This is a genomic window from Trinickia dinghuensis (genome assembly GCF_003367175.1).
Lineage (GTDB): Bacteria > Pseudomonadota > Gammaproteobacteria > Burkholderiales > Burkholderiaceae > Trinickia > Trinickia dinghuensis.
In genome coordinates, this window is the sequence record NZ_QRGA01000003.1 from 681 (window position 1) to 14,670 (window position 13,990).

Sequence of the window (13,990 nt, forward strand, 5' to 3'; positions counted from 1 at the left end):
GGCCATGGGTCCGGCGGAAACGGAAACAGCGGCAATGGATCCGGTAGCGGCAGCAACCACTGACGTACCAAGTGCCGCGTCGATCAACGACATCATCGATGCGTGCGCAACCGGCCGGAGAGCGGATATCCCCTTGTGGTAACCGCTCTCCTCGATGACCGGCTCGACCTTACCTTGCGCGACACATGCCGTTCAAGCCTCGCCTCGGGCCTCGCGTCTCAAAGATGCATCATCATCGGCGGATTCAGCGGCCGAACCCGCATCGGCGAACTGTCGGCGAACGCACCGACGACCGACGAGCATCGTCGGTATCGATCACAGCATCTCGAGCGGCACCTTCCTGCGCGGCGGCTTGAACTCACCGTCGATCTTCGCCAATTCCCGCTCGTTGAGGACGATGTCGAGCGCCTGGCGATTCGCGCGCACATGCTCGACGCTGCCCGCCTTCGGAATAGCGCAGACCCCAGGCTGCGACAGCACCCACGCCAGTGCGATCTGCACCGGCGTCAGACCGCGCTCGCGCGCGATTTCATCCAGCACCGATCGCTTGGGCAAGCGCATGTGATCGATCGGACTATAGGCCATTGCGGGCATCCGATGCGCCTTCAGCCAAGGCAGCAGATCGAACTCGGGCCCGCGCCGGGCCACGTTGTAGAGAATCTGATTCGCGGCGCAGGCCTGCCCACCGGCGTCGACGAGTTCGTCCATGTCGTCGACGTCGAGGTTGCTCACGCCCCAGTGCCGGATCTTCCCGCCGCGCCGCAAGCCCTCGAGGCCCTCGACCGTTTCCTCGAGCGGGACACCGCCGCGCCAATGCAGCAAATACAAATCGAGCCGATCGGTCTTCAAGCGTTTCAGGCTCGCCTCGCACGAAGCGACGACCCCACGCCGGCCCGCATTGTGCGGATACACCTTGCTGACGAGGAAGATACGATCGCGCAGTCCTGCCAGCGCCTCGCCGAGCAACGCTTCGGTTTCCCCTTCGCCATACATTTCGGCCGTATCGATCACCGTCATGCCGAGTTCGATACCGGCGCGCAGTGCATCGATCTCGGCGGAGCGCCGCTCGGGCCGCTCACCCATTTCCCAGGTGCCTTGCCCCAGCCGGGCGATACGCTCGCCGTCGGGCAGCGTGACGAAAGCGTCGTCGCGCGTCATATCAACCTCCTCAACGATTGGCTATCGGATGCAGTGTAGTCATCGGGGGCGTGACTTGCGCTTGCATCGACGAATGGGCGGTATCAGAGGCGCGTATGCTCGGCTTCAACCTGTCGATATCCGGCCCTGACGGCGCCGCGATGACATAAAATTGCCGCTTGCCCCTCGCCGCGCACATTCCATGAACAACGCTTCCTCCGAAGACCGCTGGCGCGATTTGCGCCCGGACCCGGACAACGACACGCCGCTTTACCTGCAGCTCGCGCGCAAGCTCGGCCAGGCCATCCACGAGAACCGCTGGAACGCCGGCGAAGCACTGCCCTCGGAGCGCGTGCTGTCCGATGCGCTCGGCGTTTCGCGCATCACGGCCCGCAAGGCGATCGCACTGCTCGTGGAGCAAGGTTTGATCCGCCGCACTCAAGGCGCGGGAAGCTTCATCACGCCACGCTACGACGATCCCCTCTCGCGTTTGTCGAGCTTCAGCGAAATGCTGCGCCGGCGCGGCTTCACGCCCAGTTCCAAATGGATTTCGCGCGAGATTCAACCGGCGAGCCGCGATGAAGTCATCCAGCTCGGTTTGTCGCCGGCCGCGGCCGTCACGCGTCTGAAGCGCCTGCGGCTCGCCAATGGCATCGTCATGGCCGTCGAGAATTCCACGCTGCCCGCGTCGGTCATCCCCGATCCGAACGCAATCGGCGATTCGCTCTACAGCTATCTCGAACAGCGGGGCCTCGGCATCACGCGCGCCCTGCAGCATTTCCGCGCCGTCAATGCGAGCGACGAGATCGCGCTGCAGATGGGCATCGCGACACACGACGCCCTGCTGCTCATCACGCGTATCGGCTACACCACCGATCAGCGCGCGATCGAGTTGACCGACACGTACTGCCGCAACGACTACTACGACTTCGTCGCCGAACTTCGGAAGTAGTCGCCGCACACGCCGTGCCTAGCACACCGCCGCGCTAGGCAGTCCAGCTCGCCGCATCGGCGCCGAGCGGCACCGGCGGCCGGTCGAATCGAGGCGGTGTGGCCAACATCGTCTCGGCCGGCGCCGTGGCCAGCACCTTGCCGAAAGGCGAGTCCATCGTCTGCATCAGATCGCGCACGGCGTCCAGCGGCACGTCGGGCGCGCGCCATCCATCGGCGATCGTACCGAACGACTGCAGCCACCGCCCTGTTTGCGCCAGCGAAACGCGCACGTGCCAGCTACCGCCTTCGACAGCCCGGCGCAGCAACGCCGCCATCGCGCCGAAAGCGGCGAGATATCCGGTCGCGTGGTCGAGTGCCTGACAAGGAAGATGCTTGGGTGCCGTCGCTCCGGCCGCCGCGCGCTCGGTCCAGGCGATGCCGCTCGCCGATTGCACGAGACTGTCGAAGCCGCGCCGCTGCGCCCAAGGGCCCGCATGCCCGTACGCGCAGATCGACACGTAGACGATCCCGGGCCGCGCCCGCGCCAGCGCCTCGGGCGAGAACCCATGCGCCGCCAGCGCGCCGGGACGATAAGCCTGCAGGAAGATGTCGGCCTCGCTTGCGAGCGCGTGCAGCGTGGCCCGCTCGTCCTCTCGGCGCAAATCGAGCAGCGCCGAACGCTTGCCTCGGCCGTTGTCGATGACGAGCGGCGCGATGTTGGGCAGATGCGGTCCGTTGACGAGCAAGACGTCGGCTCCATGCTGAGCGAGCGTGCGCCCGGCCACGGGCCCCGCAATGATGCGGCTCAAATCGAGCACGCGCACGCCGCCGAGCGGACGGGCGTCGATCGCACCGGCCGCGCGGCCGATCGGCATTGGCCGTGCATCGCCCTCACCGTCGCCGCCGATCCGTTCGATCTCGAACAGCGGCAGCGCGGCGATCGCCGACGCCTGTTCGAGTGCGGCCCATTCGTCCGGACGCCTAATCAACGCCGCGCACAGCCCCGCATCGGCGAGCGCTTGATCGAGCGCGGCGCCGTCCCAGCCCCGAATTGCCGCGCTGACGCCCGCATGATCGTTCGCGCAGCCGAGCAGATTGACGACGCCTTGCCGATGATGCGGAAAATTCGTGTGCAACTGAATCCAGCGCCCATCGCGCGTTTCATAAAACCCCATCAACGGATCGCGCAGTTCCGGCGCGGCGCCTTCATCGATGCGTAGATACCGCTCGCTGCGAAACACGGCAAGCGCGCGCCGCTGCTCGACTTCGATACGTTGACCGATTCCGGTGCGCAGCCGGTGGCATTGCGCCGCGGCCAATGCGGCGGCACCGATCGTCGCGCCGGCGAGCGCACCGACGCGATAGACGGAAGGCAGCCCCGGATCCTCGCCGACAAGACGGACATCGTCCAATGCAGTTACATCGCAACCGGCCAACGACCAAATATGTTCGAGCGCACTGAAGGCAGTCATGGTCTGAAAAGAACGAAGTGACGATGTCGACGAGTCTAGGTTCGCGCTCCATGCCGATCAATCTCGATTTAAGCGATCAAGCCGCGGCCTGGCGCAAGCGCAAAGCCGGCACCGGCAGCCGCGGACGAGCGAGCGCCTCCTGCTTGCCGCTCTCGTCCCGCGAACCCGCGCTCCTCACCGTCACGCGTACGTCGCCGCGCCCCGAGCCGATCCACGTCCGCGCCCCGGCGGGCAACAAAAACGACTGACCGGAATCGAGCCAATAGTCTTCGGCGTCGCCCTCGATCGTCAGCCAAAGCGTGCCGTGCGCCACCTCGACGACGAGCGACCGGTCCACGCGCCATGCCGTGGCGGGTTCGTCGTATCCCATTTCGAACGTCCGGATTTCGCGCATCGCCTTACTCCTTCAAAATTGTTCCGTCTATTCATTATTGCGATAGCACGGCTACAATCACATGCACAGTACCGAACAGTTTTCGGCCGAACTGTTCAGCCAAAATCCCGAACAGTTACCGTTGCCGGTTGGAGGACGAGGATGAAAATCGAGATCGACCGCGCGAGCGGCGTGCCGATGACCGAGCAGATCGTCGCGGCCATGGATCGCTGGATTCGTTCTCGCGACGCGCATGCGGGCGCCAAGCTGCCGTCGATCCGCCAGCTCGCGCACGAATGCGGCATCAGCCGCTTCCCCGTGATCGAGGCCTACGACCGGCTCGTCTCGCTGGGGCTCGTCGAATCGCGCCACGGGTCGGGGTTTTATGTGAGCGGCCGCGCTCAGGCCGCGCTCGATCGCTGCGGCGCGTCGGACCCGCGCCGCGCCGAGGAGGAATCGAACTACATCCTCGAGCAGTTCAATCACCCGGGCGGCACGCTCAAGCTCGGCAGCGGATTCATTCCCGAGCCGTGGCGCGACGTGGAAGGCATCGCGCAGGCGGTGCGCCACGTCGCGCGCACCGATCCCGGATCGCTGATCGATTACGCGACGCCGCTCGGCAACGCCGCGCTGCGCGAACACCTGCAGGCGCGCATCGCCCCGCTCGGGATCCGCGCCGACGCCTCCCAGATCTTGGTCACGTTCGGTGCGAGCCAGGCCATCGATCTCATCGTGCGCTACATGCTGCGCGCGGGCGATACGATGTTCGTCGAGGATCCCGGCTACTACAATTTATTCGGACTCCTAAAGTTGCACGGCGTCAACGTCGTCGGCATTCCGCGCACGGCCACGGGGCCGGACATCGAAGCGCTGCAGGCCGAGCTGAAGCGGCATCGCCCGCGAGCGCTGTTCGTCAACACGGTTTTTCATAATCCGACCGGGACGGTCGTGGCGCCGTCGGTCGCCTTTCGCCTGCTGCAGCTCGCGCACGAGCACGACTTCACGATTGTCGAGGACGACATCTACGCCGATTTCCAAGCGGATACGACCGACCGGCTTGCCGCGCTCGATCAGCTCGAACGCGTGATCTATATCGGCGGATTGTCGAAAACGCTGTCGTCGTCGCTGCGGATCGGCTTCATCGCCGCGAGCCGCAAGACGGTCAAGGACCTCGGGGACATCAAGATGCTCACGAGCATCAGCGGCTCGCAGTTCGCCGAGGCGGTCACGCTGGCGATGCTCGAGCGCGGCGCCTACCGCAAGTTCCTGGAACGGCTCCGGCGCCGCATGACCGACGCGCTGGGCACGACGACGCGCACGCTCGAGGCACACGGCTGGCAACTGTTCGCGCCGCCGGCCGGCGGCAAGTTCATCTGGGCGCGCGTGCCGCATATCGACGATTCGCAAACGTTGATCGAGTGCGCGGCCGAATGCGGCGTGACGATCGCCGCGGGCAGCTACTTCCGTCCGCACGGGGAATCGAGCCCGTGGATCCGGATCAACGCCGCCTATGCGCAAGATCGGCGCGCTCACGCGTTCTTCGCCCGCGCGGGACAGTTGGCGCCGAGCGGCGACGCGCGCCCCTCGGGCGCAAACGAGCGCGCGCTCGTCGACTAAAGCTAAAGCTCGTCCCGGGCCTCTCCGCCCACACCGCGCGGAACGACCCCGCCGGAGCGCCGCGTTGGGGCGCACGGCACCGGCGTTGTGCGCGCACGCATCATGCGGAGCGGCGCGCGCTCGAGTTCGGCCCGCCGGTTCGGCCCGCCGGCAAGCGCATCGTCATCTTGCATAAATCTTGCTGGCGTATGCTGTACAGTTGAGCCAGCGTTCAGTGCTGTCTTGAAAGTGTCGCTGAAGGGCAGCTTGGCTCGCGAGGCACCCCGCGGCGCCTGTATTCACTTCCGTCCGATTTCCCATGAGCATGATCGACCTCGATCCTCCCGGCTTTCAACCGCCTCGTCCCGTCGCGGACGATGAGGGTAGCCGCCGCACCGTCGTCTATGGCGGCTACACCGTATTCAGCGTGTTCCAACCGGTGTTTTCGGTCTCGCATCGCCGCGCGATCGGCTATCACGCGTCGCTGCGCGCGCACGACGAACACGGACGGCCGGTCCCCTCGCGCGACGTCTTCGGGCAGGCCGCGCGGCGCGGCGATCTGCTCGAGCTCGGGCGGCTCGCCGAGTCGCTGCATCTGGGCAATTTCAGCGCGATCGACGGTCACGACGAGTGGCTCTTCCTGAGCCTGCATCCGGCCGCGCTGATGGATACGAGCTACGGGGACGCACTGCTCGCGAATCTGAAGTCGCTGAGCCTGCCGCCGCAGCGTGTCGTGCTCGAAGTCCCCGAGCAAGCGGGCGGCGAAACGGGCCGCTTCGCCGAGATCGTCGACAGCCTGCGCAAATCGGGCTTTCTGATCGCACTCGGCGGGTTCGGGGCGAAGCACTCGAACATCGACCGCGTTTGGCATCTGCATCCGGACATCGTTTCGCTCGATCGCGGCATCCTGGCGCAAGCGAGCGAGCACTCGCACTTCGAACGCGTGCTGCCGCAACTCGTCTCGCTGCTGCATGAATCGGGGCAGCTCGTGTTGATGGGCGGTCTGACGACGGAGCGCGACGCGTTGATCGCACTCGAGTGCAACGTCGACTTCGTTCAAGGCAGCTATTTCGCGGAGCCCAGCGCGCAACCCGTGGAGCCGCAAGCCGCGGCGGGGCTCGTCGATGCGTTGTCGGCGGCCTTGCGCAAGCGCATCGCGGTTCGCGAGCGCGCGCAAGCCGCGCGCCTCGCGCCGTATGTGAAATCGCTGGAACAAGCCTGCACGCGCTTCGTGGCCGGCACGCCGGTCGATGCAGCATGCGATGAGCTTTTGAAGCTGTCGGACACGGCGCGCTGCTTCTTGCTGGACGCTCAAGGCCGGCAAATCGGCGACAACGTCGTGCCGAGCGGCCGCGTCTCGCGGCGCGCGAAGCGTTTCAAGCCGCTGCTGCACTCGGAAGGCGCGAACTGGGCCCATCGCCCCTACTTCACCGAAGCCGTCCAGGCGCCGGGGCCCGTGCACGTCACGGCGCCGTATCTCTCGCTGAACGAGGCCCATTTGTGCGTCACGGCGTCGGTCGCCGCGCAAACCGCTCACGGGCTGCAGGTGCTGTGCGTCGATATCGATTGGGAAGCGGCCTCGCATGGGCGCTAACCCAGCCGTGAACGTCGCCGCGGCCGCAGCGTAGTGACATTGCGGTAATCACGTCAAGCCACGGTCAGGCCACGCACTGAGCCGTCGCTGACGCGCCGGCGATCCGCGCCAGCAATTGCGCGATCGCGCGCGCGCCGAAACGGCGGTTCAACGCATCCACTTCCACCCCGCTCGTCACGAGCGTGAAAGCGCCGCGCGCGTCGCCCGAGCCTTCGCTCCCGGAACGGAAGCGAACCAGGCCGACCACCTCGCACGCGCGCACGAGCGCGAACGCGCCCCCCCAATCGTGCGGCAGCGCATGCGCTTCGAGCGCGGCCCCTTCGTTTGCCGCTCCCGCGCATTCAACGGCCGAGTCCACCGTTTGCAGGGGCCGACTCGCGTTGCCGGCCGCGGCGGCAATGATCACCGCACTGTCGACGAACAACCGCATCGCACTGACCGCATCGGCGCCATGAATCGCCGCCCGCAACCGTTCGATGTTGCCCATGCTGAGTTCGTCAGGCGCCACGCGATCGCGCGGCTTGCCGTTCGGCACGCGCTCTTGTCCGCCGGACAGACGCAGGCGGGCCCGGTGCGCGAGTTGGCGGCAGTGCGCGGCGGTTTTGCCGACGACCTCGGCAATCTGCGCATAGTCGTAATCGAACGCTTCGTGCAAGACGAACGCCGCGCGTTCGTCGGGCGAGAGGCGATCGAACAGCAGCGCCACGGCCTCGGATACGGAAGCCGCACGCAGCACTTCGTCTTCGGCCGACGGTGCCATGTCGTCGAGCCACGGCTGCATCACCCATTCGCTCGCACGCGCCGCCTGCTCCGACTGCAGGCGCCGGATGCGGTCGATCGCGAGCCGCGTCGTCACCGTCGTCAGCCAGGCGAGCGGCGTGCGCAGATCGCCCGCGGCCGCCGTGTGCCACTTCAGCCATGCGTCTTGGACGACGTCCTCGGCCTCGGCCCGGCTGCCGAGCATCCGATAGGCGATCGACGTGAGCCGCGCGCGGGCGGCCTCGAAACCCGATGTTTTGTCTTTTTCTTCTTGCGTCATTGAATTGGCTCCCAAAGTCGAGCTGTCGGCGCGCCGTGCGCCTCCGTCATATTGACGGACGAGCGCGCCTCGATGTGACGTGCGTTCCGTAGTTTTTCATTGCCGACGGAAACGCGGATTTCGTATTCACCTCACGCGCGGCGGTTTTGTCGAAGCCCCGTCACGTCCTTTCCCATCCGTGCGTCATGACAGCGAGGACCGCCCGCGCGGAGTATGCTCGACCGGCGGCCATCGTCGATTCCTATCCGAGGAGCGCCATGCCTTCCTACCCACATAGCCAGCTCGTGCCGACCGTCATCGAACAATCGGGTCGCGGCGAGCGCGCCTACGACATCTATTCCCGCTTGCTGCGCGAGCGCATCGTGTTTCTGGTCGGGCCCGTGACCGACGAAACGGCGAGTCTTATCGTCGCGCAGATGCTGTTTCTCGAGTCCGAGAACCCCGACAAGGATATTTTCTTTTACATCAATTCGCCGGGCGGCTCGGTTTATGACGGCCTCGCGATCTACGACACGATGCAGTTCGTGAAACCGCAAGTCTCGACGCTGTGTACCGGATTCGCTGCAAGCATGGGGGCGTTCTTGCTCGCCGCGGGCGAAAAAGGGAAGCGTTTCGCGCTGCCGAACGCGCGCATCATGATCCACCAGCCCTCGGGCGGCAATCAAGGCACGGCGGCGGACATCGAGATTCAAGCCAAGGAAGTGCTGTTCCAGCGCGAGCGGCTCAATCAGGTCCTCGCGGAACGGACCGGGCAACCGATCGAGCGGATCGCGAAGGATACCGATCGCGACAATTTCATGTCGGCCGCCGCGGCAAAAGAGTACGGTCTCATCGACGATGTGCTGACCGATCGCGTCGCGCTGGCCGACGTCGCGCGGCGGACGTCGCTTTGAATCGAACGCCGCGCCATGAAAAAAGGCCCTCCGATGCGGAGAGCCTTTATCGATGGGTGGGCGCCCTAGCGGACACCCAACCCTCGGCAATGAGCCGGCGCTTGGGCGCTTGGCGTTAGGCGAAGTTCTTCGCCGCGAAATCCCAGTTCACGAGGTTCCAGTACGCTTCGACGAACTTCGGACGCGCATTGCGGTAGTCGATGTAGTAAGCGTGTTCCCACACGTCGATCGTCAGCAGTGCCTTGGCGTCGGTCGTCAGAGGCGTGGCGGCGTTGCTCGTCGAAACGATGTCGACCGAGCCGTCGGCCTTCTTCACGAGCCACGTCCAGCCCGAACCGAAGTTGCCCGCGGCAGCCTTCGAGAACGCTTCCTTGAACGCGTCGAAGGAGCCCCACTTCGCGTTGATCGCGTCGCCCAGCGCACCGCTCGGGGCGCCGCCGCCTTGCGGCTTCAGGCTGTTCCAGAAGAACGTGTGATTCCAGATTTGCGCGGCGTTGTTGAAGATACCGCCCGACGCCTTCTTGACGATCTCTTCGAGCTGCAGGTTTTCGAACTCGGTGCCCTTGATCAGGTTGTTCAAGTTCGTGACGTAGGCTTGATGGTGCTTGCCATAGTGAAACTCGAGCGTTTCCTCCGACATATGCGGAGCGAGCGCGTTCTTCGCGTACGGCAGCGGCGGGAGCGTATGTTCCATGGTGCTGATCCTTCTGTGTTATGGGGAAGTAGGCGACTAACGCTGTAGAGCAATGGATTGTAGGCGACTTGGAATAACCCCGCAAACCGGCGGCCTTTATGCGCAGCATTGACCGCCCTGCTCTTCGATCGGCGTAAAAAATGCTCTCGCAACGTGCATTTCGTCGCATGGATAGACGGAGATGACCGGCGATCGAGCCCGATTGCCGCGCGCGAGACATCGAACGCTTCAGCATGCGCCGGGCCACGACGTTCGTTCGGCGCCGGGCACGTGAAAGCTTTGAAGGTTTGAACGGCCGGCGCTTCGATCAGAAACCGCCGGTCAGTCCTAGAAACCGTCGGTCAGTCTCGGCTGCACGTCTTTCAGCGTGACGTCGGCCGACCCTTCGGCCACATGGACGGTCAGCCGCTTCTCCCGCTTGAGCGCGGACGGCGAGCGCACCGCGCGCCCCGTCTGCGCGTCGATGAGCGCCGCGTAACCGCGCTCCAGCGTGCGCTGCGGGCTGAGCACCTCGAGCCGGGCCGCGAGCGTGCCCACTTGCGCCGTGCGCCGCTCGCCCTGCCGATCGAGGCCGGCGTCGAGCCGGCGCGAGAGCCCGGCCAGCGCCGCGCGCGGTGCCGCGAGATCAGGGCGCCAGCGCTGCCAGGAGAGCCGCACCAGCGCAAACCGGGCCTGCGCGTCGCGCAACGGGCGCCCGCCCGCCGACGCCAGCCGCGCCCGCAATTGCTGAAGATGCGTCCGTTGGCGCCGCAGCCGCTCGGCGGGGCTCACGAGCCGGCGCGCAAGCCAATCGAGTTGCTGAGCGCGCCGCTCCATGAGCCGCCCGAAGCCCCGCGCCAGCGCGGTCGTGCGATGGTCGAGCTCGCGCAGCAGCAGCGTGCGCTGGGGGCTCACGAGTTCGGCGGCGCCCGTCGGGGTCGGCGCGCGCACGTCCGCCGCGAAATCGGCGATCGTAAAATCCGTCTCGTGGCCGACCCCGCTTACCACCGGGAGCGCGCTCTCGGCAATCGCGCGCGCGACGCCTTCTTCGTTGAAGGACCACAGATCCTCGATCGAGCCGCCGCCCCGGCAGACGATCAGCACATCGACTTCCCGGCGCGCGTTCGCGGTCTCGATCATCGCCGCGACCTTCTCGGCCGCTCCCGCGCCCTGCACGGGCGCCGGGTAGACGATGACGGCAACGTGCGGGGCGCGGCGCGCGAGCGTCGTCAGCACGTCGCGCAACGCCGCGGCTTGCAGCGAAGTCACGACGCCGATCGCGCGAGGGTGCGTCGGCAGCGGCCGCTTGCGCTCGGGCGCGAACAGCCCCTGCGCTTCGAGCTGCGCCTTCAGTTTCAAAAACTGCTCGTAGAGCCGGCCCGTGCCGGTGCGGCGGACGGCCTCGACGTTCAGCTGCAGCTCGCCGCGCGGCTCGTACATCGTGACGAGCGCGCGCACTTCGATCTTGTCGCCTTCGCGCGGCGTGAATTCGGCGTGCTGGGCGCGGCCGCGAAACATCACGCAGCGCATCTGCGCGCCCGCATCCTTGATCGAAAAATACCAATGGCCGCTCGCCGCCCGCGTGAAATTCGAGACTTCGCCGGCAACCCAAACGAGCGGAAACGATCGCTCGAGCATCGTGCCGATCGCCCGGTTGAGCACCGAAACGGGAACGGCCACGTCGGCGTCGAACGGACTGGCGGAGGACGGCGCGCCGCCGCCGCCGGGTGGAAATGGAGGGCGAGATTGCATGCAGAACCTTTTTTTAGCCGGTCAGACGATAGACCGCCGCGCGGCCGACGTCCAGTACGCTCGCCATCGCGTGCAAGGTTTCCCACATAGCGGAGCATGCCATCCGATGGCGGAGAATCACGAAGGGAACCGCTGAAAAGCGCGAGCATCCGTCGCAAATTATTGATTTTTAAAGCATATTTCTCAACAGAACATTGGGCATGGCCGATAAGAAGTCCGATTTATCGGCTTCCCGGGCTGCGGCGTAGGAAGTTCTTCACAGAGTTATCCACAGCCCGTGTCGACGCGGCGAAATCCGCCGGCGCGCTCGCGGGCCGGCCGCCGCTTGCCGCGGTCTTGCCGAGCACGCTACAGTGCCGGGTCCTTCTTCCTAACCTTCGACAACCTGACGACCACGCACATGGATCGCATGGCCGACCGACTCAAAGCACGCGCCGAAGCTTACGTCACGCGCGAATGGCAGCGCCGCGGCACTTTCGCGTGGGCCATGACGCCGCTCGCCTGCCTGTTCGCCACGATCGCGGCTGTCCGGCGCGCGACGTTCGCGCTCGGCTGGCGCGAGCGCGTGAAAGTGGACGTACCCATCGTCGTCGTCGGCAACGTGACTGTCGGCGGCACCGGCAAGACGCCCACCGTCATCGCGCTCGTGGAAGCGCTGCGCGCGGCCGGCTTCACGCCGGGTGTCGTCTCGCGCGGATACGGATCGAAGGGCAGCGAACCGCGGCCCGTCACGTCGGCTTCGTCGGCGAGCCAGGTCGGCGACGAGCCTGTGCTGATCGCCCGCCGCACGAGCGCGCCCGTCTGGGTCTCGCGCGACCGCGTCGCGTGCGCGAAAGCGCTGCGAGCGGCGCACATCGACGTGGACGTGATCGTCAGCGACGACGGCCTGCAGCACTACCGCCTCGAGCGCGACGTCGAACTCGTCGTCTTCGATCAGCGCCTGGCGGGCAACGGCTTTCTGCTGCCCGCCGGCCCCCTGCGCGAGCCGCTTTCGCGGCGCCGCGACGCCACGCTCGTCAACAATCCGTTCGAGCGCGCGCTGCCGCCGTGGCCCGACACGTTCGCGCTCTCGCTGACCCCGGGCGACGCATGGCACCTCGCCGATCCGAGCCTGCGGCGCCCGCTCGCGCAGTTCGCCGGCACCCGCGTGCTGGCCGCCGCCGGCATCGGCGCGCCGGAGCGCTTTTTCGCGACGCTGCGCGCGGCCGGCCTGGCCCCGGCCACACGTCCGCTGCCCGATCACTACGCGTTTCACGACAACCCGTTCGTCGACGAAACCGTCGACGCGATCCTGGTGACCGAGAAGGATGCAGTAAAATTGGGCGCTTGGCGTGACGCTCGCATCTGGGTAGTCCCGGTCGAAGCCACGCTGCCCGCTCGCCTCATTGCTCTGGTTGTGGAGAAACTCCGTGGACGCTCGCCTGCTTGAAATCCTCGTTTGCCCGATTTGCAAGGGGCCGCTGACCTACGACCGCGCTCAGCAGGAGCTGATCTGCAACGCCGATAAACTCGCCTACCCGGTTCGCGACGGCATTCCCGTCATGCTCGTCGACGAAGCGCGCCAGACCGTCGAAGGCACGCCGGTCGAGCCGCTCGACCCGACGGGCGGCGCGTAACGCGCCCAACCTGCGCCGCGCACTCCCTTCCAGCCTTTTCACGCACCTCGATGACCGCCAACGCTCGTCACGACGCACCGCCTTTCGTCGCCGTCGTCCCTGCCCGTCTCGCCTCGACCCGCCTGCCTGAAAAACCGCTCGCCGACATCGCCGGCAAGCCGATGGTCGTGCGCGTGGCCGAACGTGCGCGCGAAGCCGGCGCGCAGCGCGTGCTGATCGCGACCGACGACGCGCGCGTGCTCGCGGCCGCGCAATCGCATGGGTTCGATGCACTGCTCACGCGCGCCGATCATCCGTCGGGCACGGACCGCCTCGCCGAAGTCGCGACGCAGCTCGGCCTGGACGACGACACGATCGTCGTCAACGTGCAGGGCGACGAGCCGCTGATCGACCCGGCACTGGTGCGCGACGTCGCGTCGCACCTGGCCGATCGCCCCGACTGCGCGATCGCGACGGCCGCGCATCCGATCGTCGATGCCGCCGAGGTCTTCAACCCGAACGTCGTGAAGGTCGTGCTCGACGCGCGCGGCGTGGCGCTGTACTTCTCGCGCGCGCCGATCCCTTGGCAGCGCGACGCATACGGGCCGCAGTGCGGCGCGCAAGCGATCGACGTCGCCGCCATGCCCGCGCCGCGGGCGGGCGCCGTGCTGCGGCACATCGGCCTGTACGCCTACCGCGCGCGATTCCTGCGCACGTACCCCGCGCTCGCCCAAGCGCCGATCGAACAAGCCGAGATGCTCGAGCAGTTGCGCGCCATGTGGCACGGCGAACGCATTGCCGTGCGCGTGACGCAAGAGGCGCCGGCGCCCGGCGTCGACACGCCGGCCGATCTCGAACGCGTGCGAACGCTTTTTCTGTCAAAGCGCTAACAGCGGCTAACGCATGGCATAATCAGGGCCGATTGCGCGAGCA

The 13,990-nt window shown here is 66.5% G+C and carries 13 protein-coding genes; 7 read left to right on the forward strand and 6 right to left on the reverse strand.

Annotated elements, in window-relative coordinates; translation table 11 throughout:
* Nucleotides 1-315: 315 nt before the first annotated feature.
* Nucleotides 316-1,158: an aldo/keto reductase gene (locus DWV00_RS04140; RefSeq protein ID WP_115532301.1), complete on the reverse strand. Its 843-nt coding sequence runs from the start codon at nucleotides 1,156-1,158 to the stop codon at nucleotides 316-318.
* A 181-nt stretch (nucleotides 1,159-1,339) separates the two neighbouring features.
* On the opposite strand from DWV00_RS04140, the gene DWV00_RS04145 reads away from it, so the two are divergent.
* Entirely contained in the window at nucleotides 1,340-2,089 is a 750-nt protein-coding gene (locus tag DWV00_RS04145) for a GntR family transcriptional regulator (RefSeq protein WP_115532302.1), read from the forward strand.
* Nucleotides 2,090-2,123: 34 nt separating this feature from the next.
* Here the strand turns inward: DWV00_RS04145 and DWV00_RS04150 are convergent, their stop codons facing one another.
* The gene (locus DWV00_RS04150) at nucleotides 2,124-3,542 is read right to left on the reverse strand and encodes a CoA transferase (RefSeq protein WP_115532303.1); all 1,419 of its coding nucleotides are present in this window, start codon (nucleotides 3,540-3,542) and stop codon (nucleotides 2,124-2,126) included.
* Nucleotides 3,543-3,618: 76 nt separating this feature from the next.
* Nucleotides 3,619-3,936: a DUF2917 domain-containing protein gene (locus DWV00_RS04155; protein WP_115532304.1), complete on the reverse strand. Its 318-nt coding sequence runs from the start codon at nucleotides 3,934-3,936 to the stop codon at nucleotides 3,619-3,621.
* A 141-nt stretch (nucleotides 3,937-4,077) separates the two neighbouring features.
* On the opposite strand from DWV00_RS04155, the gene DWV00_RS04160 reads away from it, so the two are divergent.
* Nucleotides 4,078-5,532 (forward strand): aminotransferase-like domain-containing protein, encoded by a 1,455-nt coding sequence (locus DWV00_RS04160; RefSeq protein ID WP_115532305.1) that lies wholly within the window; start codon nucleotides 4,078-4,080, stop codon nucleotides 5,530-5,532.
* A gap of 298 nt (nucleotides 5,533-5,830) precedes the next feature.
* Entirely contained in the window at nucleotides 5,831-7,105 is a 1,275-nt protein-coding gene (locus tag DWV00_RS04165) for a sensor domain-containing phosphodiesterase (protein WP_115532306.1), read from the forward strand.
* 64 nt (nucleotides 7,106-7,169) lie between these two features.
* On the opposite strand, the gene DWV00_RS04170 is transcribed toward DWV00_RS04165, so the two are convergent.
* Nucleotides 7,170-8,144: a sigma-70 family RNA polymerase sigma factor gene (locus tag DWV00_RS04170; protein WP_115532307.1), complete on the reverse strand. Its 975-nt coding sequence runs from the start codon at nucleotides 8,142-8,144 to the stop codon at nucleotides 7,170-7,172.
* A gap of 257 nt (nucleotides 8,145-8,401) precedes the next feature.
* On the opposite strand from DWV00_RS04170, the gene clpP reads away from it, so the two are divergent.
* Nucleotides 8,402-9,037, forward strand: coding sequence for an ATP-dependent Clp endopeptidase proteolytic subunit ClpP (clpP, locus tag DWV00_RS04175; RefSeq protein ID WP_115532308.1), 636 nt, complete (start codon nucleotides 8,402-8,404; stop codon nucleotides 9,035-9,037).
* A 115-nt stretch (nucleotides 9,038-9,152) separates the two neighbouring features.
* On the opposite strand, the gene sodB is transcribed toward clpP, so the two are convergent.
* Both sodB and xseA read right to left on the reverse strand, forming a co-directional pair.
* A complete protein-coding gene (gene sodB / locus DWV00_RS04180) occupies nucleotides 9,153-9,731 on the reverse strand; it encodes a superoxide dismutase [Fe] (RefSeq protein ID WP_115532309.1) in 579 nt (192 codons plus the stop codon).
* A 327-nt stretch (nucleotides 9,732-10,058) separates the two neighbouring features.
* Complete coding sequence (gene xseA, locus DWV00_RS04185) at nucleotides 10,059-11,462, reverse strand: exodeoxyribonuclease VII large subunit (protein ID WP_115532310.1); 1,404 nt, start codon at nucleotides 11,460-11,462, stop codon at nucleotides 10,059-10,061.
* Nucleotides 11,463-11,862: 400 nt separating this feature from the next.
* On the opposite strand from xseA, the gene lpxK reads away from it, so the two are divergent.
* The 3 genes from lpxK to kdsB are packed head-to-tail and all read left to right on the forward strand — an operon-like array spanning nucleotide 11,863 to nucleotide 13,947.
* Nucleotides 11,863-12,891 (forward strand): tetraacyldisaccharide 4'-kinase, encoded by a 1,029-nt coding sequence (gene lpxK, locus DWV00_RS04190; protein WP_181885357.1) that lies wholly within the window; start codon nucleotides 11,863-11,865, stop codon nucleotides 12,889-12,891.
* Nucleotides 12,872-13,078, forward strand: coding sequence for a Trm112 family protein (locus DWV00_RS04195; RefSeq protein ID WP_115532311.1), 207 nt, complete (start codon nucleotides 12,872-12,874; stop codon nucleotides 13,076-13,078). Before lpxK ends, DWV00_RS04195 begins: the two co-directional genes overlap by 20 nt.
* A 50-nt stretch (nucleotides 13,079-13,128) precedes the next feature.
* Nucleotides 13,129-13,947 (forward strand): 3-deoxy-manno-octulosonate cytidylyltransferase, encoded by an 819-nt coding sequence (gene kdsB, locus DWV00_RS04200; RefSeq protein WP_115532312.1) that lies wholly within the window; start codon nucleotides 13,129-13,131, stop codon nucleotides 13,945-13,947.
* The last annotated feature ends 43 nt before the right edge of the window (nucleotides 13,948-13,990 follow it).